The 21,005-nt window shown below is 30.7% G+C and carries 17 protein-coding genes and 1 other RNA gene; 10 read left to right on the top strand and 8 right to left on the bottom strand.

Annotated features, from left to right (window positions below; translation table 11 throughout):
• Nucleotides 1–4: 4 nt before the first annotated feature.
• Together IU405_RS11470 and ftcD are read left to right on the top strand one after the other, a co-directional pair.
• A complete protein-coding gene (locus tag IU405_RS11470; RefSeq protein ID WP_197438755.1) occupies nt 5–1,180 on the top strand; it encodes a DUF4105 domain-containing protein in 1,176 nt (391 codons plus the stop codon).
• 18 nt (nt 1,181–1,198) lie between these two features.
• Nucleotides 1,199–2,713 (top strand): glutamate formimidoyltransferase, encoded by a 1,515-nt coding sequence (gene ftcD / locus IU405_RS11475; protein WP_317193369.1) that lies wholly within the window; start codon nt 1,199–1,201, stop codon nt 2,711–2,713.
• Here ftcD and aroQ read toward each other — a convergent pair.
• Complete coding sequence (aroQ, locus tag IU405_RS11485) at nt 2,698–3,111, bottom strand: type II 3-dehydroquinate dehydratase (RefSeq protein WP_197438756.1); 414 nt, start codon at nt 3,109–3,111, stop codon at nt 2,698–2,700. The two genes, ftcD and aroQ, sit on opposite strands and share 16 nt — an antisense overlap.
• Nucleotides 3,112–3,218: 107 nt before the next feature.
• The gene (locus IU405_RS11490) at nt 3,219–5,465 is read right to left on the bottom strand and encodes a T9SS type A sorting domain-containing protein (protein WP_197438757.1); all 2,247 of its coding nucleotides are present in this window, start codon (nt 5,463–5,465) and stop codon (nt 3,219–3,221) included.
• 274 nt (nt 5,466–5,739) lie between these two features.
• Here IU405_RS11490 and xerD point away from each other — a divergent pair, with 274 nt between their 5' ends.
• Complete coding sequence (xerD, locus tag IU405_RS11495) at nt 5,740–6,636, top strand: site-specific tyrosine recombinase XerD (protein WP_197438758.1); 897 nt, start codon at nt 5,740–5,742, stop codon at nt 6,634–6,636.
• 52 nt (nt 6,637–6,688) lie between these two features.
• Here xerD and rny read toward each other — a convergent pair whose 3' ends face one another.
• From rny to IU405_RS11515, 4 genes are all read right to left on the bottom strand, one after another.
• On the bottom strand, nt 6,689–8,257 hold the full coding sequence (gene rny, locus IU405_RS11500; RefSeq protein ID WP_197438759.1) for a ribonuclease Y: 1,569 nt from the start codon (nt 8,255–8,257) through the stop codon (nt 6,689–6,691).
• A gap of 47 nt (nt 8,258–8,304) precedes the next feature.
• Nucleotides 8,305–8,423, bottom strand: a non-coding RNA gene (gene ssrS, locus IU405_RS11505) — 6S RNA.
• A 53-nt stretch (nt 8,424–8,476) separates the two neighbouring features.
• Nucleotides 8,477–8,770: a cell division protein ZapA gene (locus IU405_RS11510; protein ID WP_197438760.1), complete on the bottom strand. Its 294-nt coding sequence runs from the start codon at nt 8,768–8,770 to the stop codon at nt 8,477–8,479.
• A 10-nt stretch (nt 8,771–8,780) separates the two neighbouring features.
• Nucleotides 8,781–9,071: a hypothetical protein gene (locus IU405_RS11515; RefSeq protein ID WP_197438761.1), complete on the bottom strand. Its 291-nt coding sequence runs from the start codon at nt 9,069–9,071 to the stop codon at nt 8,781–8,783.
• Nucleotides 9,072–9,217: 146 nt separating this feature from the next.
• Between IU405_RS11515 and IU405_RS11520 the strand changes: the two genes are divergently transcribed.
• A complete protein-coding gene (locus IU405_RS11520) occupies nt 9,218–10,921 on the top strand; it encodes a M23 family metallopeptidase (RefSeq protein ID WP_197438762.1) in 1,704 nt (567 codons plus the stop codon).
• A gap of 5 nt (nt 10,922–10,926) precedes the next feature.
• A complete protein-coding gene (locus IU405_RS11525) occupies nt 10,927–13,374 on the top strand; it encodes a TonB-dependent receptor (RefSeq protein ID WP_197438763.1) in 2,448 nt (815 codons plus the stop codon).
• 257 nt (nt 13,375–13,631) lie between these two features.
• Here IU405_RS11525 and bcp read toward each other — a convergent pair whose 3' ends face one another.
• Nucleotides 13,632–14,087 (bottom strand): thioredoxin-dependent thiol peroxidase, encoded by a 456-nt coding sequence (gene bcp, locus IU405_RS11530; protein ID WP_197438764.1) that lies wholly within the window; start codon nt 14,085–14,087, stop codon nt 13,632–13,634.
• A gap of 104 nt (nt 14,088–14,191) precedes the next feature.
• Here bcp and IU405_RS11535 point away from each other — a divergent pair, with 104 nt between their 5' ends.
• Nucleotides 14,192–14,623 (top strand): hypothetical protein, encoded by a 432-nt coding sequence (locus IU405_RS11535; protein ID WP_197438765.1) that lies wholly within the window; start codon nt 14,192–14,194, stop codon nt 14,621–14,623.
• 36 nt (nt 14,624–14,659) lie between these two features.
• Nucleotides 14,660–15,316 (top strand): endonuclease III domain-containing protein, encoded by a 657-nt coding sequence (locus IU405_RS11540; protein WP_197438766.1) that lies wholly within the window; start codon nt 14,660–14,662, stop codon nt 15,314–15,316.
• Nucleotides 15,317–15,650: 334 nt separating this feature from the next.
• Here IU405_RS11540 and IU405_RS11545 read toward each other — a convergent pair whose 3' ends face one another.
• The gene (locus IU405_RS11545; protein ID WP_197438771.1) at nt 15,651–16,235 is read right to left on the bottom strand and encodes an RNA polymerase sigma factor; all 585 of its coding nucleotides are present in this window, start codon (nt 16,233–16,235) and stop codon (nt 15,651–15,653) included.
• A gap of 218 nt (nt 16,236–16,453) precedes the next feature.
• Between IU405_RS11545 and uvrA the strand changes: the two genes are divergently transcribed.
• The 3 genes from uvrA (at nt 16,454) to IU405_RS11560 (ending at nt 20,735) form a co-directional block, all read left to right on the top strand.
• Complete coding sequence (gene uvrA, locus IU405_RS11550) at nt 16,454–19,243, top strand: excinuclease ABC subunit UvrA (RefSeq protein WP_197438767.1); 2,790 nt, start codon at nt 16,454–16,456, stop codon at nt 19,241–19,243.
• Between the two features lie 118 nt (nt 19,244–19,361).
• Complete coding sequence (locus tag IU405_RS11555) at nt 19,362–20,057, top strand: hypothetical protein (protein WP_197438768.1); 696 nt, start codon at nt 19,362–19,364, stop codon at nt 20,055–20,057.
• Between the two features lie 156 nt (nt 20,058–20,213).
• Entirely contained in the window at nt 20,214–20,735 is a 522-nt protein-coding gene (locus IU405_RS11560) for a hypothetical protein (protein ID WP_197438769.1), read from the top strand.
• The last annotated feature ends 270 nt before the right edge of the window (nt 20,736–21,005 follow it).

The raw sequence follows: 21,005 nt of genomic DNA on the forward strand, positions 1-21,005 counted from the left end.
TTCTATGATAAAAAAATACGCTTTCCTCCTATTTTTTTTACTGATTTTCAAATCATTACAAGGACAAGTACAACTTTCTGTATATTCCGAAATTAGCATTGTTACTGCAGGTCCAGGAACGGAATTGTACGAAGCTTTTGGGCATTCAGCCATCAGAGTAAAAGATCCCATGTTGCAATTGGATTTGATTTACAATTATGGAATGTTTGATTTCAATCAACCAAATTTTTATTCAAATTTTGTCAAAGGAAAATTATTATACAGTTTAGGAAGATATCCTTTTGATTATTTTTTAGCTTCGTATCAGCAAGATAAACGTTGGGTAAAACAGCAAGTGTTGAATTTGAATCAAGATGAAAAACAAGCATTTTTTAAGTTTCTAGAAATCAATGCACTTCCTCAAAATAGCAATTATTTATACGATCCGTATTTTGACAATTGCGCTACAAAATTGGGAGATATTACTAAGACTATTTTAAATAAAAAGCTTGTTTTTAATGATGAACATCTTCCAAAAAATCAATCTTTCAGACAATTAATGAATCAAGAAATTCCTTGGAATTCTTGGGGAAGTTTTGGAATCAATGTGGCTTTAGGAAGCAAATTAGACCAAAAAGCTACAGCTGAAGGAACTATGTATTTGCCAAAATATGTATATGCAATCTTTAAAAATAGTACTATTAAGATAGATTCAAAATCAGAAAATTTGGTAAAAAGAGAAGATATATTGCTGAATTTTGAAGAAATTACACCAAAAAAATCCATTTTTAGTCCATTGTTGATTTTCTTACTTTTTTCAATTTTCGGAATTTTCATCACTTTTAGAGATGTTCAAAAGAATAAAAGAACCAAATTGCTCGATTTTACCATTTTCTTTTTCTCAGGAATTATTGGATTACTGATTGTGTTTTTATGGTTTTTTACCAATCATTCAACAACACCCAACAATTTCAACTTTTTATGGGCTTTTGCTCCTAACTTTTTGATTGCATTTTTACTTTTAAAACAACATCCACCAAAATGGATTTCAAAATATGCGTTATTATTACTGCTTTTTTTAAGCCTAATTCCCATTTTTTGGTTGTTAAAAATTCAAGAATTTCCAATAGCAGTAATTCCTTTACTCCTATTATTTGCAGTAAGGTTTTGGTTTTTAGCTAGAAAAAACCGTTACAATTAATTCTGAAATCTTTTTTTGATGAAAAACAAGCAACTTATTGAGTGTGTTCCCAATATTAGCGAAGGAAATGATCTTGAAAAAATTCAAGAAATTGCCCATGTTGTAAAGTCTGTGAAAGGAGTTCAATTACTCAATATTGATTCTGGAAATGCGGCTAATAGAACAGTATTTACGTTTGTTGGTGAACCAGAAAATGTGGTGGAAGCAGCATTTTTACTCATCAAAAAAGCATCAGAATTGATTGATATGAGCATTCAAAAAGGAACACATCCAAGATTTGGTGCTACAGATGTATGTCCTTTAATTCCTATTGCCAATATTTCAATGGAAGAAACCGTTAAATATGCGCATAAATTGGGTGAAAAAGTAGGAAAAGAGTTGGGGATTTCTGGCTATTTTTATGAATTTGCTTCCATAGAAGAACAGAAAAAAAACTTAGCGTCCATTCGTTCAGGAGAATACGAAGGATTGCAAGAAAAAATCAAAAAAAACAATTGGCAACTCGATTTTGGCCCCAAAAAATACAATGAACAAATTCGAAAATCAGGAATTACTGCCATTGGTGCTCGCAATTTTTTGATAGCTTACAATCTAAATTTGAATTCAACATCAGTCAAATTAGCCAATCAAATTGCTTCTAAAATAAGAGAATCAGGAAGTTTGGTAACACATGAAAATGGTGAAACTGTCAGAATTCCTGGGAAATTAAAAGCTGTGAAAGCCATTGGTTGGTTTTTAGAAGATTTTGGAATTGCGCAAGTTTCTTGTAATTTGACAAATTTTCAACTCAATTCCATGCATCAAGTTTTTGATGAAGCTACTAAAATTGGGGATGAAATTGGCGTAAAAATCACAGGTTCAGAATTGATTGGTTTGATGCCTTTACAAGCAATGATAGCTGCAGCTGATTTTTTCTTGACCCTAGAAAATAGATCAACTTCAATTGCTGAAGATGAAAAAATAAAGATTGCCATTGAAAAGTTAGGCTTGAATGATATTAAACCTTTTCATCCAAAAGAACGAATTATAGAATATGCCATGAACAATGTGCAAACGGAAATTGAAATTATCCCTTTTGAAAATCAATATTCAAAAGATTTTTACGAATTGAATGCAGAATGGCTTCGCAATTATTTTTATATAGAACCTTATGATGAGCAAGTTTTGAGTCATCCAAAAGAATATATTTTAGACAAAGGTGGATTTATTTTCTTAGCAAAATACCAAAATGAAATTGTGGGAGTTGTTTCAATCATCAATCAAAAAGATTTTTTTGAATTGAGTAAAATGGCTGTAAAACCTAATTTTAGAGGTCAAAAAATTGGAGAAATGCTTGTGAAATATTGCTTAGATTTTGGAAAAAATCAAGGTTGGGAAAGCATTACTTTATATTCCAATCGAAAATTGATTCCTGCAATAACTTTGTACGAAAAAATTGGGTTTAAAGAAGTTCCTTTGGAAACAAACGCACATTACAATCGTGCAGATATAAAAATGATTTTTGAAATCGATTCGTTTTATACAAAACTTTGAATCGCCAATTCATATCCTTTTAGACCAAAACCTACAATAATTCCTTTCGCATTTGGCGCAATAAAACTGTGATGACGAAATTCCTCACGTGCGTGAATATTGGAAATATGTACTTCAACAACAGGCGTTTGAATGGCTTTAACGGCATCACCAATGCCAACAGAAGTATGCGTATAAGCTGCTGCATTTAAAATAATTCCATCAAAATCAAACCCAACTTCGTGGAGTTTATCAATAATTTCACCTTCGATATTTGATTGAAAATAATGCAATTCTAGGTGTTGAAATTTTTGTTTCAAGGTATCAAAATACATTTCAAAAGTTTCATTGCCATAAATTGTTGGCTCTCTTTTCCCTAAGAGATTCAAATTTGGCCCGTTGATTATTAGTAGTTTCATACCTCAAAAATACAATTTATTCAACAAAAAAAAACGGAAACTTTTAAGTTTCCGTTTTGGATATGACGTATGATAAATAGTTTAAGCAATATCACGTTTATCCATATCTATTTCAGTAAATTCATCTTTTTTGAAATAGAAAATGTTGGAGTAGTTAATCTATAAATATACATTCCTGTTGCCAAGCCAGCAGCATCAAATTCTATAGTGTGTAATCCAGCGTTTCTTTTTTCATTTAAAATCACAGATACTGATTGACCTAATAATGAAAATACTTCAATTTTAACTTCAGCATCAAAAGGAAGTGAAAAATCAATAGCTGTTTTTGAATTGAATGGATTTGGATAATTTTGTTTTAATTCGATTTGTTTTGGCAATCTATTTAATTCATCATCTACTGAAAGATTTGTACCTGCTACTCTTTTATAAATAGCAATTCCAGGACCTGGAGTTGGAAAACTTTCAGTCATATCGCGTGCAGAGACAATAACATATTGCTCATCAAGACTAAGATAAGACCACTGAACTTGACAACCTGCACAATCACCTATTCCAGATTGTTCACTCACATTCCAAACTTTTCCACCAAAATCATAGGTTGTGATTTCTTTATTTACTCCAATTGTGAACTTTTCACCATTAAGCACATGCGTTCTGTCTTTGCCAGAACCTAAAAATTGTCCTGTTTCAGTCTCGAATAAAAGACCTCCAAATGTTGCTACATATTTTCCATCTCGTGAAACTTCAGCATCAAATTTTTGAGGTTCTATTTGCCAAATGAGTTCACCAGTTGCTGCATCTATTTTTGATAGTTCATAAGCTTTTGTGCCTGTATAAATATATTTTTTATCTGGACTAAAATTCATACCATTCACAAAAGGCCAAGCTGCAATGTATGTTTTCCATAAGATTTTCTTATCTGAAAGACGTAATTTAAAGAGATAACTATCTCCAGAACCAATGTAAAGATATTGATTGTCGTCCGAAAATCTCATTTCACGAACTTGACCAAATCCAGTTGTATATGGATACGTTTCATCGGGAAAAGACCATAAAATTTCCTTGTTTTGAATATTTGCTATAGTAACTTGACCACCAGCAGAAGTTCCAAAAGCAACAAAAGTTCCGTCATCAGACAACTCAATAGCAACAGATTCAAGAATGCGTCCAGTTGCAGAATAAGCTTCATCAGCAGTTGTTTTTATTTCCCAATGAACATTTCCAGTTTCACCATTTAAAATCACCATTTTATGCTCTTTAGGGCCAGGTGCAGGATTGACAATATAAGAAACCCATTTTCCATCAGAAGTCATATCTCCACCCCAAACTTCCCAACCTGTTTCATGACTCCAAATTTGTGTCCCTTCAAAATTCATTTTATAAATACTACTATTTTGTTTTAAAACAGTTGTATTCTCTGCTTTCCAGTTTTCTTGCCCTGGAAAAACCACAAAAGTTTGTTCAGTTTCTGATATTGCACCTCGCCAAAATCCTGTAGGAGTATTTATTACATTATGTAATTCATACTTTGGAATGATAATTCCTGCCTCTTTTCTATTAATTTGAATATTGGTCGCATTTTCTGAAGTAATATGTGTTACACTTCTTACATATGATGGCTGATCAACCACTAAATACCAATCCTTTCTTGGCAAAATATTGGCTTGAAAAGAAAGTGACTGATTGGCTGGACCTCTAGAAATTTCAATTAATTCCTGAGCATATGGAGTTCTGATGTAAACTTTGGTTTCTTGGGATGTATTTCCAGAAATGGAAGTGCTGTTCAAATCTGCAGGAATTATTCCACTAATTTGCATAGAACCGTTTATTTTTTCTAATCTTACAGGTCTTTCCCAATCCATAAATTTGATAGTTTTTCGAACAATATGTTCTTGAGGATTATTAAAATCATCAACTCGGAATTTGAATCCAATATCTCTAGAAAAAATGTCATTTGCATCTTTATCATTGATAGGTCTTTCTTTGACACCCTGAGACCAAATACTTACAATTGTTGAATCACCTGGTTCAAGTTTGATATGACCTCCATTGGGAAAATTTGCAAATCCACCAATCACACCATCATAATCAATTGAAATAAATGAAACCCCTAAACGATCAGGAGAACGATTTGTTCCATTATTTTTTACCTTAATTTTAAATTTAGGAAACCCATCTAAAGCTGTATTTATAGTATCATTACTAATCCACTCAAATGAATGATCTAAAAGGGATGAAACCTTTTTTTGATGAATATTTGAAGTTTTTTGAGCTTGAAGATAACTAAAAGATGAATAAAATAGAAAAAATGCTGATGCAATAAAGCGAGTAATCAAGGGTGAAGAAAGTTTCATTTTTATTAATAATTGATTTGAAAAACATCTTAAAAACCATTTAAGAATGGATTAATATTTTAAATATTGAAAATCAAATATAAATAAATTAATGAATATCATAATATTTTATGAATATTTTTATTGATATCAAAACTTTATATCTTTTAACTTATATATAATTAACTATTAATTGCAATTTACTTAAAAAAATAAAAAAAATTCAGAACATTTTTTTTAGAGATTGTAAAATAGTCTTTTTAAATCTATTGATTTTTTTAAGTACATTTATTCTATGAACTGGAATAAAGCCATCAAAGATTATCAACTTTTTTTACAAATAGAACGTGGTTTGTCTGCAAATACCATTGTTAGCTATAGTAACGATTTGCAAAAATTGGTACGTTTTCTTTCAGAGAATCAAATAGAAATTTCTCCAATTTCAATTGATGAAAGCACCATTCAGCAATTTATTTATGATGCTGCAAAAAAAATAAATGCAAGAAGTCAAGCACGCTTAATTTCTGGTTTGAAAAGTTTTTTTGACTATTTGGTTTTTGAAGATTATCGAAAAACAAATCCAACAGATTTGATTGAAGCTCCAAAAATTGGCAGAAAACTACCAGATACTTTATCCGAAGAGGAAATAGATGCATTGATTGGAGCAATAGATTTAAGTCATCCTTTTGGAGAAAGAAATCGCACCATATTGGAAACCATGTATAGTTGTGGATTGCGTGTCAGTGAAGTGACAACCTTAAAAATTTCAGATTTATTTTTCGAAGAAGGTTTTGTAAAAGTTCTTGGAAAAGGAAACAAAGAGCGATTTGTTCCTATTCATCAGCTAGCACAAAAATATATCAAAACATATATAAACGAAATCCGGATTCTTCAAGAGCCTAAAAAAAACTTTGAAGACACCTTGTTTTTAAATAGAAGAGGAAAAGGGTTGACACGTCAAATGGTGTTTATCATCATCAATGAAGCAGCAACAAAAATCAATTTGAAAAAGAAAATAAGTCCACATACTTTTCGACATTCTTTTGCCACACACTTGTTAAAATATGGCGCAGATTTAAGAGCTATTCAACAAATGTTAGGTCATGAAAGTATTACCACAACAGAAATATACGTGCATTTGGATAAAAGTTATTTGCGTGATGTTGTAGAAACGTATCATCCTAGAAGATAAAAAAATCCTACTTTTCAGTAGGATTTGAATTATATAATACTAGTGAAACTTTTTATTTAGCTACGTTTACAGCTCTAGTTTCTCTGATAACGGTTACTTTTACTTGCCCTGGATAGGTCATGTCATTTTGAATTTTTTGAGAAATACTAAATGACAATTCAGATGCTTTGGTGTCACTTACTTTTCCGCTTTCAACCATCACACGCAATTCACGTCCTGCTTGAATTGCATAAGCTTTTTGTACTCCTGGAAAACCAAAAGCAATGTTTTCTAAATCTTTCAAACGCTGAATATACGAATCCAATACTTGACGTCTTGCGCCTGGTCTTGCACCAGAAATCGCATCACAAACTTGCACAATAGGTGAAATTAAATATTTCATTTCAATTTCGTCATGATGTGCTCCAATCGCATTGCAAACTTCTTCTTTTTCGCCATATTTTTCAGCCCATTGCATTCCTAATAATGCGTGAGGTAAGTCACTTTCTGCATCTGGAACTTTTCCAATATCGTGCAACAAACCTGCTCTTTTAGCTAATTTGACATTCAATCCCATTTCTGCAGCCATGATTCCACAAAGGTTGGCAACTTCACGTGAATGTTGTAATAAATTTTGACCATAGGAAGAACGATATTTCATGCGTCCAACAATTTTTATCAACTCTGGATTCAAACCATGAATTCCTAAATCAATCACGGTTCTTTTTCCTATTTCGATAATTTCTTGAGTAATTTGTTTTTCAGTTTTTTCAACTACTTCTTCAATTCTTGCAGGATGAATTCTTCCATCAGTTACCAATTTGTGCATTGCCAAACGCGCAATTTCTCTTCGAACTGGATCAAAACAAGATAAAATAATTGCATCAGGAGTATCATCAACAATGATTTCGACACCAGTGGCAGCTTCTAAAGCTCTAATGTTTCTTCCTTCACGTCCAATAATTCGTCCTTTTACATCATCAGATTCTAGGTTAAAAACAGAAACACAATTCTCAACAGCTTGCTCTACACCTACTCTTTGAATGGTTCCTAAAACAATTTTTCGAGCTTCTTGTTCAGCTGTTAATTTGGCTTCTTCAATAGAAGTTTGCACAAAAGCCATTGCTTCTGATTTTGCTTGGTCTTTTAAAGATGCTATCAATTCTTTTTTAGCTTCATCAACAGAAAGTCCCGAAATTTGCTCTAACATATCAATGTGACGTGTGTGCATTTTTTCAAGATCACTTTCTTTTTTCTCTAAAAAATCTAATTTGGTATCGTAATCTTTTTCTTTGTCTTCAAGAATTTTTGTCAATCGTTTGTTTTTATCAATTTCAGATGCAACAATCGATTCTTTTTCACGAACTCTTTTTTCTACTTCTGAAATCTTTTTCTCTCTTGCTAAAATAACTTTTTCGTGTTCCGATTTTAATTCAATAAATTTCTCTTTTGCTTGTAGAATTTTTTCTTTTTTTATTGATTCTGCATCAATATTAGCTTCTTTGATAATAGAAGCAGCTTCTTTTCTTGTGTTGTCTAATATTTTTTTTCCTTTCGATTTTTCTAACGCTTTAAAGATTATAAAACCTATAGCTACTCCAGCTAAAACTCCCAATATAATGGGAAGAATCATTCCATCCATAATTTAAATTTAGTGTATAAAAAAGCCTACATTAGTGGGGTTTATATAAACTCTATTATTACATGATTAGGACTAACTAGCTGATCAAGGATCCATCCAAGAAACTAGTTCTGATGGCTTGCTTTAGCAACTAAAACTCATCCTCTATAATAGATTTTTGTTGAGTTTATCAAACAAATTACTAACGTAGGCAGTGTGTGTTAATGTATTTTAAAGAACTTACTCTAAATGAGCATTTACCAAATTGTTCAACTCATTTAATTTTTCTATTGCTTCTTTATTGGTGGAATTTTTATCTAAAGCACTGATTTCTAATTTTGAAGCAAATTGCAATGCACACATAGCCAAGACATCTTGTTTGTCGCTAACTGCATAGTTTTGCTCATAAAGAGTGATCAATTTATTAATTGCATTTGCGGCTTTGCGCATTCCTTCTTCTTCATTTGTGTTATTCACACTCAAAGGATAGGTTCTACCAGCAATTACAACATTTATCTTTAGTTTTTCCGCCATTTAAAGAACTTTATTCTTGTAACTGAACAATGCATTTATCAATTTCTCGAATTAAGGCATTTATTTTCAGCTTTGTATCTTTTGTATCTTTACTACTGCCCTCGATAGTTTTTGCAATTTTTAGCATTTCATACTCATTCTTTTGATTTGCTAAAATTTGTTCTTTTTCCAAAAGCTGATGATGCAATTTTGTATTCGATTGAAGTAAAATCTGATTTTCTTTTACCAAAAATTCATAATTCGAAAGTAATTTTTTTAAGGTAACTTCCAATAAATGAACTGCTTCAAGCGTATTACTCATGTTGCTTTCTAGAATAAACTATCCTTACAAAGTTAGTAATCTGTTTTTTATTTTACAACATTTAATTACTTTTTTATTAATACATTGATGCTAAACAGATTATCAAAAGATTATTTTTTTATATTTTTACCAAAAATAATTGTCTTTTGAAACATTTTACACTCATTTTCTTAACATTCATTTCATTCTACATCAATAGCCAAGAAAAATATCCGAAAGATTATTTTCAATCTCCATTGAAAATTCCCATTGTTTTATCTGGTTCTTTTGGCGAATTGAGAAACAATCATTTTCATTCTGGTTTGGATATCAAAACCCAAGGAAAAGAAGGTTTAGAGGTTTTAGCAGCTGGTGAAGGGTACGTTTCTCGTATAAAATTGAGTCAATTTGGATATGGAAAATCTATCTACATTACACATCCCAATGGTTTTACAACTGTGTATGCACATTTGAGCAAATTTGCACCAAAAATTGAATCGTATGTAAAATCTATTCAATACAAAAAAGAGTGTTATGAAATTGAAGAAACGAGATTTAGTGAAGATACTTTTCCGATTGAAAAAGGAGAAATTATCGCTTTTTCTGGAGATACAGGAGGTTCTGGAGGACCACATTTGCATTTTGAAATTCGCGATACAGAATCAGAAAAAATCATCAATCCGTTGTTTTTTAACTTTGCTATTCAGGACACAATTGCACCTATTTTTCAAAGTGTAAAAGTCTATTCTTTGAGCGAAAATTCACATATCAACCAACAAAATAATCATTTTCAATTGCCTATAAAAAAAATTGCTGAGGGCGAACATATTGCTGATAAAATTTCTGCACAAAATTTGATTGGATTTGGCGTTGAAGTTATTGATAAAATGGATAGTACGTACAATAAATTAGGAATTTATAGTCTTGAAATGCAGGTAAATGGACAATCAATGTATTATCATGAACTTGAAACATTTGATTTTGCTGAAAGTAAATTCATCAATCTTCATATTGATTATGAGCATTTTAAAAAATATAAGACTCGTTTCCAAAAAACATATTTGGAGCCAGCAAACGCATTATCTACTTATAAAAATGTGATCAGTTTTGGGAAAATCAACATTGAGAAAGAGTTTAATTATACCATAAACATTATCGCTAAAGATTTTTATGGAAACACAAGCATGCTCAAAATTCCTGTTGTTGGCAAAGATCATCAAGCTGATTTTAATAAAAAAATAGACTCTACAGCATTTCAAGTAATTGCTAAAAATTTCAATAAATTCAATTTAGAAGATGTTACCATTGCTTTTCCAAAAAATACTTTTTATGAAGATACTTTTTTAGATTTTAAAGTAGAAAAAGGAATTGCAAAAATTCATAATCCAACAATTCCTTTGGATGATTATTTTACACTTACTTTTGACGTTTCAAAATACAGTGAGGAAGAAAAAAAACAGTTGTACATTGCCAATCTTGAATATCCAAAATATCCAAGATATTTATATACCAGAAAAAAAGACAGTACCTTTTTCACTACAACAAAATATTTAGGTAATTATAGTTTAGTTTCTGACAATCAGAAACCTACTATAAAATTAATGTATATTAAAGATGGTCAATGGATTTCAAATTCCGAAACTTTAAAAGTAAAAATTAGCGATATTGGCTCTGGTATTGATACCTTTAGAGCGACTTTAAATGATGAATGGATTTTAATGGAATACAATCACAAAACAGGAATTCTTACCTACGATTTTTCAGATAAAATCTTGGTTGGTAGCAAACATTTGTTTAAAATTGTAGTTTATGACAATGTGGGAAATACGAACGAGCTTTCTGCTACGTTCTTTAAAAAACAAGTAAATTAGCCTTTGTGAAAAAACTACTCTTTTTATTCCTTTTTTTTCCTGCTTTTTTGGTAGCACAAAAAACAACAATCTTAAAAGGAACTGTTAAAAACAGCCTAAAACAACCTATTGAAAAGGTTTCTATCACTTTCGGAAATAAAGGAACTGAGACAGATGAAAATGGAAATTACTCCATCAGAATTCCCATTGATACTGAAATTACTGTAGTTTTTAGTCACGTTTCTTACCGAACTTTAACCGAAAAAATAATAGCAAACAATAGAAATGGAATTCGCTTTTCGCCAATTCTTTCTCTAAAAACGGAAGAACTCAAAGAAGTTGTCATCAAAGACAATAAAAAAGAAGCACAAGGAATTACAAAAATTGATATCAATAAAGTAAAAAATGTAGTTGGACCCAATGCTGGTGTCGAAAATATTTTGATGACCTTGCCTGGTGTAAATAATAACAATGAATTGAGTACTCAGTACAATGTTCGAGGTGGAAATTTTGATGAAAATTTAGTGTATGTAAATGGTATTGAAGTATATAGACCGTTTTTAATTCGTTCAGGACAACAAGAAGGTTTGAGTTTCATCAATACAAACATGATTCAAAATATCAATTTTTCTGCAGGTGGATTTCAAGCAAAATATGGAGATAAATTGTCATCGGTTTTAGACATTACGTATAAAAAACCTACGGAAACTGCCACAACAATTGATGCAAGTTTTTTGGGAGGAAGTGCCACTTTTGAAGGACAATTTTTAAATAAAAAACTGAGCACAATTACTGGAGTTCGTTACAGAGACAATAGTTTGTTTGTAAATAGTCAACAAATTGAAGTAAACTTTAGACCCAAATTTACAGATGTTCAATCTTATCTTTCGTATGAATTTTCTGAAAAGTTTAGTTTGAATTTTTTAGGAAATTTCTCCTTGAATAATTACAATTACAAACCTCTTTCAAGAAGAACTCGTTTTGGAACAGTAGCCAATCCATTAGAATTAATTGTTTTTTATGCAGGTCAAGAACAAGATAATTATTTGACTCTTTTTGGTGCTTTTTCGGCAGATTATAAAGTAAATGAAAACTTTACTTTAACCACAATTGCATCAAGATACAATACCCAAGAAGAAGAATATTTTGACATTGCAGCGCAATACAATCTAGGTGAAGTGGATGCTAATATTGGTTCTGAAAATTTTGGAGAGGTGGAATTTTCGCAAGGAATTGGTTCGCAACTCAATCACGCTCGAAATGATTTAGATGCTTTAATCACCAATTTTCAAGTAAGAGGAAGCATCAATAAAGACCAAAAACAATGGACTTTTGGTGCAAAATATCAAAAAGAAGACATCAGAGATCGCATTAGAGAATGGGAAGTGATTGACTCTTTGGGTTTTTCAATTCGTCCTCCACATCATGCAGGAAATAATCAGCCTTATGAACCTTTTGAAGGTGAAATTGTACCGTTTCAAAATATCAGAAAAGATAACAATGTAACAATTCAAAGAGTTTCAGGTTTTGTGCAATTTGACCAAAGAACTTTCTGGAATGACCATGAAATTTTTTACAATATCGGAATTAGAGCTCACAATTGGAGTGTAACCGGAAATGGAATTGCATCAAAAAATCAAACTATTTTCAGTCCAAGAGCGCAATTCGCCATCAAACCCAATTGGGAAAAAGACATGCTTTTTAGAATTTCTGGGGGTTTGTATGCACAGCCTCCATCCTATCGTGAATTGAGAGATTTCAATGGAAACATCAATGTGGATGTAAAAGCGCAACAATCCATTCATTTGGTGACAGGAATGGATTATAGTTATCAAATGTGGGAACGTCCTTTTAAATTAACAGTTGAAGCATATTATAAAAATTTGAATGATGTAAATGCATATACTGTTGATAATGTAAGAATTAGGTATAGAGCTGACAATGCTGCAACTGCGTATGCATATGGACTTGATATTCGTTTGAACGGTGAATTTGTCCCAGGAAGTGAAAGTTGGGTAAGTGTAGGATATTTAAAAACCGAAGAAAATATCAATAATCGAGGATATATTGCAAGACCCACAGATCAGCGAATTAAGTTCGGAATTTTATTTCAAGATTATGTGCCGAATTTACCAAACTTAAAAGCGTATTTGAATTTGGTGTATAACTCTGGATTGCCTGGAGGTTCACCTGCATATGCTGATGTGTATCAATTCCAACAACGTTTGCGAGATTATAGAAGAGCAGATTTAGGAATTTCTTATGTTTTTACAGATGCAAATAAGCGTTATCAAACAGGATGGTTGTCTAATTTCAAAGAATTAACTGCTGGTTTAGAACTCTTTAACATGTTCGATATTCAAAATGCCATTACCAATACTTGGGTAAGAGATGTGTATTCTAAAACACAATTCGGAATTCCAAATTTTATGACAGGAAGGGTTTTAAACTTTAAGATTGGAATGAAATTATAAAAAAAGCGTTTCCTAGATTAGAAAACGCTTTTTTATAATATTTTGAATCTGATGGTTTTAATTTTTTTTATTGGATAATGAAATAGATTTTTTTTGCCACGAATTCACGAATTTTAAGGATTTCATTACAATAATTGTTTTCATCTTTGATGAAAAATCGAATTTATTGGATATATATTTAAAAAAAATCCGTGAATTCGTGGCAAATTTATTTTAAAATTCAATTAAGCTCAACAAGTGTTTTTTTGAAATTAGCTTTATTTCCCTAAAATCTGAGTTGCATGTTCCTTTGTTTTTACTTTGGTAAAAATTTCTTCAATAAAACCATTTTCATCAATTACAAATGTGGTTCTATGAATTCCATCAAACGTTTTTCCCATAAATTTTTTAGGTCCCCAAACTCCAAATGCTTTAATTACTTCTTTATCTTCATCTGCAAGTAATGGGAAAGGAAGTTCATATTTTGTTGTAAAACTTTGTTGTTGTTTGGCAGCATCTGCGCTCACTCCCACAATATCATATCCTTTTGCTAAAAAAACGGTATAATGATCTCTCAAATCACAAGCCTCTGCTGTGCAACCTGGTGTATTTGCTTTAGGATAAAAAAATAAAACTAATTTTTTACCTAAATAATCTTGCAAACGAATGGTATTTCCTAACTGATCTTTTGCTTCAAAATTGGGTGCTTTGTCTCCTTTTTTTAATGATGTCATTATGTTTTATTATTTTATTTTAAATCTTTTTCAAAAATAAGACATTTGACTAATTGATTATACTTAAAATTTAATTTTAATTTGTATTTTAAAAATATATTATCATGAAGAAATTTACCTTATTACTTGTTACATTTTTGATTTCAACAATAACAATTGGTCAAATTAAAAAATTCAAAGACATTTCAGAAGTTCAAACGTTTGCTAAAAAAACAGCGAATGATTTTTTAAACATGAACTTTGAAACTGCATTTAATGATATGAAACCTTATTGGGCTCTTAATGAAACTGAGGTTGACTCCATTAGAATCAAAACAGAAAGTTTTAAAGAATATTTTACTACCAATTTTGGCAAAGCTGTTGACGTGGTGAAAGTAAAAGAAACCAATTTGAAAAATGTACTTTACAGAGAAGTGTACGCAATTCGTTTTGAAAATTTTATATTGAGAATGAGAATAAGTTTTTATCAAAATAGTATTGGTTGGGCTGTGAAAGGCTTTGAATGGGATGATGATATTTATGCTGAATTGGATTAATCTCCCTAAATTTGTGTTTTAATTGAATTCAAATTCATGACCAAACAAGAGCGAGTTGATTTTATCATCCAAAAATTGCAAGAATTCTATCCAGAAATTCCAATTCCATTAAACCATAAAGACCCTTACACGTTATTGATTGCTGTTTTATTATCAGCTCAATGCACAGATGTTCGTGTCAATCAAATCACGCCTATTTTGTTTGCAAAAGCGGATAATCCTTTTGATATGGTCAAACTTTCTGTAGAAGAAATCAAAGAAATCATCAAACCTTGTGGATTATCACCCATGAAAAGCAAAGGCATTTATGGATTGTCAAAAATATTGATTGAAAAATATGATGGTGAAGTTCCTCAAAGTTTTGAAGCATTAGAAGAATTGCCTGCTGTTGGTCACAAAACCGCAAGTGTTGTAATGAGTCAGGCTTTTGGAGTGCCCGCTTTTCCTGTTGATACTCATATACATAGATTGCTTTTTCGTTGGAATTTATCAAACGGAAAAAACGTGGTGCAAACAGAAAAAGATGCCAAAAGATTGTTTCCAAGAGATTTATGGAACGAATTGCATTTGCAAATAATTTGGTATGGGCGCGAATACTCACCTGCTAGAGGTTGGGATTTGGAAAAAGACATCATCACAAAAACTGTGGGAAGAAAAACTGTTTTGGATGCATATTATAAAGGAAAAAATTAAAAAATCATTACCCGCAAAGACACAAAGAAACGTCAAGAAAAAAGTTGCAAACTTTGCGAAAAATCTTTGCGCCTTTGCGTTTAAAAAACAACCATAAAAAAAGCCTCAACATTTGTTGAAGCTTTTTCCACTCTTAATTCAAATTCAATTCAATGAAATTTTTTGATTTTGTTTTTACAATAGTTAGCGATTTGGAAAAATGAATCAAAAATTGAACTGTTTCTTTTGTTGGTTGCATCTGTATTTCAGATGACTTTTTTGAGTAAAGTTGCATCATATATTGAATTTAATGTCTTGATTATAAATTCTTAACGATACAATTTTATCTTTATTGTTAGTTTATTAAAATTATTTTATGTTTTTCTATTAATTTTCTCATATTGATGAGCGCATAACGCATTCTTCCTAAAGCTGTATTGATACTCACACCTGTACAATCACTGATTTCTTTGAAACTCATGTCTCTATACATACGCATCATCAACACTTCTTTTTGCTCTTCAGGCAATTCATTGATCAATTCTCTAACATCATCAAAAATTTGTTCTTGAATCAGTTGCTTTTCAGCATTCAATGAATCATCACTAATAATTGAAAAAATATCAAACTCATCCGAATTCTTAAAATTGGGCATTCTGTTGTTTTTTCTAAAATAGTCAATGATTAAATTGTGTGCAATTCGCATTACCCAAGGCAAAAATTTCCCTTCTTCATTGTAATTTCCTTTTTTCAACGTTTTAATAACTTTGATAAAAGTATCTTGAAAAATATCATTTGTGATGTCTCGGTCTTTTACTTTGCTATATATAAAACTAAAAAGACGTTGTTGGTGTTTTTTTATTAAAATTTCTAGAGATGCTTCATCCCCAAGAATATAATTTTTTACTAATAAACTATCAGAAGTGATTTTTGTTCTCATCATAACTACTTTTTTCGAAAGAAAATCTTTCAATTTTGATTAATTTGATATTAATTTTAAAAGTAGTTTTTTAGTATATGCGTCTTGTTTTGTGGTTATTAAGTGGTCAAATATAGAATTATTTTTTAGACAAACAAATAATTTTAACAATTAGAAATCAAAACTTTTTTTTAGTGAGTGATTTTATTGGTATTTTTATAGCTTATTTTTCGAAGCACATGAAGACTGATTTAGCGACTGTAAATCCAAAAGAAAACATCATCATTAAAGGCGCAAAACTCCATAATTTAAAGGATATTGACGTTGTGATTCCTAGAAATAAATTGGTCGTAATTACGGGTTTATCTGGCTCAGGAAAATCTTCTTTGGCTTTTGATACGCTTTATGCTGAAGGTCAAAGACGGTATGTGGAAAGTTTGTCTTCGTATGCAAGGCAATTTTTAGGAAAACTTGACAAACCAAAAGTAGATTATATCAAAGGAATTGCGCCTGCAATCGCTATTGAACAAAAAGTAAATGCCACAAATCCACGCTCTACAGTTGGAACTTCTACTGAAATTTATGATTATATGAAATTGCTTTTTGCCAGAATTGGAAAGACCTTCTCTCCTATTTCTGGTAATGAAGTCAAAAAAGATACCGTTTCTGATGTGGTAAATTTTGTCAAAGAATTTGCTGATGAAACCAAATTATTATTACTCTCTCCTATATATATACCTGAAAACAGAAATTTAGAAACGGTTTTTCAAGTGTTGGAACAACAAGGATATGCACGAATTAAATGGCAAGAAACTATTTACAGAATTCCTGATTTTCCTATAGAATCTTATAAAAATGAACCCATCTATTTAGTGATTGACAGAATCATTACCAAAAACGATGAAGATTTTTACAACAGATTGGGAGATGCCATTCAAACTGCTTTTTTTGAAGGAAAAGGAATTTGTTTTGTTGAAAATTTAGAAACTTCAAAAATTACCGAGTTTAGCAATAAATTTGAATTGGACAATGTGTCTTTTTTAGAACCCAATACGCATTTATTCAGTTTCAACAATCCTTATGGAGCTTGCCCAACATGTGAAGGTTATGGAAATGTTATTGGAATTGATGAAGATTTGGTCATTCCAAACACAGGGTTGTCCATTTATGAAGATGCCATTTTTCCATACAAAACAGATTCTTTCAGACATTATAAAGAAGATTTGGTTGCAACTGCGTATAAATTTGACATTCCCATTCACAAACCTTGGTTTGAATTGACAGAAAAACAGAAAGAATTGGTTTGGAATGGCACTAAAAGTTTTCATGGAATTCATCATTTTTTTGAAGCTTTGGAAGAAAAAAGTTATAAAATTCAAAATAGAGTGATGCTTTCTCGTTATCGAGGAAAAACTAAATGCAACACTTGTCATGGAAAACGCTTGCGAGTGGAAGCCAATTATGTAAAAATAAATGACAAAACAATCACTGATTTGGTAACACTTCCTCTGGATGAATTGTCTGAATTTTTCAATACGATACACCTTACTATATATGAAGAAAAAGTTGCCAAGCGATTGTTAGTGGAAATAAAGAATCGTCTGCAATTTTTGAATGATGTTGGTTTGAATTATTTAACACTGAATAGACCTTCCAATACTCTTTCTGGTGGCGAAAGTCAACGCATCAATTTAGCGACTTCATTAGGAAGTTCGTTAGTGGGTTCTATGTATATTTTAGATGAACCAAGTATTGGTTTACATCCAAAAGACACAGAAAGACTGATAAAAGTATTGAAAAATTTACGCGATTTAGGAAATACTGTCATTGTAGTTGAACATGATGAAGACATCATGAAAGAAGCTGATTATATTATTGATATTGGTCCTGAAGCAGGAACTTTTGGTGGAAATGTAGTTGCTGAAGGAAATTTTGATGAAATTTTACAATCCAATTCATTGACAGCTAAGTATTTAAACCATCAACTAAAAATAGAAGTTCCTAAAAAGAGAAGAGTTTCTAAAAACCTCATTCAAATTATTGGCGCAAGAGAACACAATTTGAAAAACATTGATGTCACTTTTCCATTAGAATGTTTAACCGTGATTACAGGTGTTTCTGGTTCAGGAAAAAGTACGCTCGTTAAAAAGATTTTATATCCTGTGATGCAGAAAAAACTTTTTGGTTATGGAGATAAAATTGGTCAACACACAGCTATCAAAGGAAGTTTTGAATCCATAAAGCATGTTGAATTTATTGATCAAAATCCTATTGGACGTTCATCGCGCTCAAATCCAGTTACTTATATCAAAGCTTATGATGACATCAGAGCACTTTTTTCCAATCAAAAATTAGCGAAAATCAGAAATTATCAACCAAAACATTTTTCATTCAATGTAGATGCAGGTCGTTGTGAAGTTTGCAAAGGTGAAGGCGAAGTAACGATTGAGATGCAATTTATGGCAGATGTGCATTTAGAATGTGATGCTTGTCATGGAAAACGTTTCAAAAAAGAAATTTTGGAAGTAACTTTTGCAGATAAAACGATTGATGACATTCTGAATTTAACCATTGACGATGCTGTGTCCTTTTTTACTGAAAATTTAGCAGGAAAAATTGCTCAAAAGCTGAAACCTTTGCAAGATGTTGGTTTAGGATACGTTACTTTGGGACAATCTTCCTCTACACTTTCTGGTGGAGAAGCTCAGCGAATTAAATTGGCATCCTTTCTTGTAAAAGGAACTACCAAAGACAAAGCCTTGTTTATTTTTGATGAACCCACAACAGGATTGCATTTTCATGATATTAAAAAATTATTAGGTTCTTTCAATGCGTTGATTGAAAAAGGGCATTCCATCATTGTCATTGAGCACAATATCGAATTGATAAAATGCGCAGATTACATCATTGATTTAGGTTTAGAAGGAGGAATTAGAGGAGGAAATATCCTTTTTGAAGGAACTCCAGAAGCATTAACCTTACATAAAACATCCTACACTGCGCCTTATTTAAAAGAAAAACTAGGATGATTGTTTCAAAATAATTATTTTGGACACATAATAGCAGGTTGTTGAAAATGAAAAAAGTTCTTTAAACTTGCTTATATATGCTAGTTAGTGGCAAGTTTTGCCAAGAAAACCTAAAAATATGCCTCGAATTAAAGATTTTTACATAACTCTTCAAACTGGAAAAGAAGAAGAAAATTTTAAGTATGATGATTTTTTCAATACTTATTCTCGTCCATTATGTTTTCACATTGGATTATATTGGACAAAAAAGTATAAAGCAAAATTAGATTTCAACAGAGTTGTTTTTGAAGATTCTTTTTTAAATTATAGCGAAAAAAAAATTGAAATTAATGATAGTAAAGTTCTTGTTGTAAATTTTAAATACTTTGAAAAGAAAAAATGGGATTCATTAGTTTCAGTTGGAAATGAAATCGAAATTCAAAATTATTACATTGAAATATTAAATAAAGGATTTCAAATAATTTTAAATGAGTTTCCAGAGTTAGTTGAAGTATTAAGAAATGGCATTCTAGACTTTATTAATAATCAATATATAACCCAAGGAACATGGATTAAAAAAACCAATGGAAAAGGTATTGTTGCAAAAATTGACTACAAAATGCAATTCTCTTTTAAAAGAAAATCATGTTTTGAAGCACATATTTTAGTAGAAAAAAATAAAAAAATCATTTTCGATAAGAAATTGAATAATTCAGGTCTATATGATGACTTTGTTCTCTATTATAATTTTAAAGAAATTGAAATAAATTCCGAAACTAAAGAAGTAATCATAAAAGACAGAATTGAAGTAACACATAAATTTAAGTTTGAGTAATAAACCTGCCACAAACACAGGTTTTGCGAGATTGCGGGTTTTCGGCTTAATTTAAAGTTGGTTTTATCTCTTTGAATTTAGTGTTTATCCGAAAGTTTCGGCTTCTTTAGTCCGCAACCACGCAAAGCCTGGGAACGTTTTAGGTAATTTGAGAAAATGACAAAATATAGTTCATCATCAAGCTTTTCGAGTTATGAAGCAGTAATTGCCTCATTAGTGTTTTTGGGAATTGGAATTGTAATAGCTAATTCTTCAGAAATCATTTGGATAAAAGTAATATCTATTCTAATATCAATCGGAATTGTTATTTTAATTATTCTTTATCAAAGAAAAAGAACATTCGATATTAAATTTTTGGAAAATGAAATTATAATTAAATACCCATTTTTAAAGAAAACCTCACAAGTTCCTTATGTGGATTTATTGCAAATTGAATTCATATCAGCATATCGAACACCGAACAGAAATAGGATAAAGTTCAAAATCGGAAATAAAATAGAATCTTTGAGATTTTTAACGGTAGCACAATCTGACCAATATATTGAATTTATAAAGTGGCTGAAATCAAAAAATGATAAATTGGAATTAAAAGTATTTCCATCTGACCACATAATTAATCATAAAATTCAAGAAGTTTACGGATTAAAATACCGAAAAATATTAAAGAAAACACTTTGAAAAAAACTACCTACAATAAGCTTTACAAAATTAATTGCTTGCTTTTTGCTTAATTATAAAAATCCTCGCAGATTTTTTTTGTTAGTTTTATTTACTAAATTTAATGCTTAAACAACACAACTAACTTTATACGTATTCCAAGATCAAATCCTAATAAAATTTACTATTTTTTTTATGCTACATGATTTTGAAGAACAACATAAGGTGTTCCTCTTTTTATGACTGCAAATGCTCTTGCAATTAGCTTGTTTCTAACATTATTTATCGCTA

Source organism: Polaribacter sp. BAL334 (genome assembly GCF_015767435.1).
Taxonomy (GTDB): domain Bacteria; phylum Bacteroidota; class Bacteroidia; order Flavobacteriales; family Flavobacteriaceae; genus Polaribacter.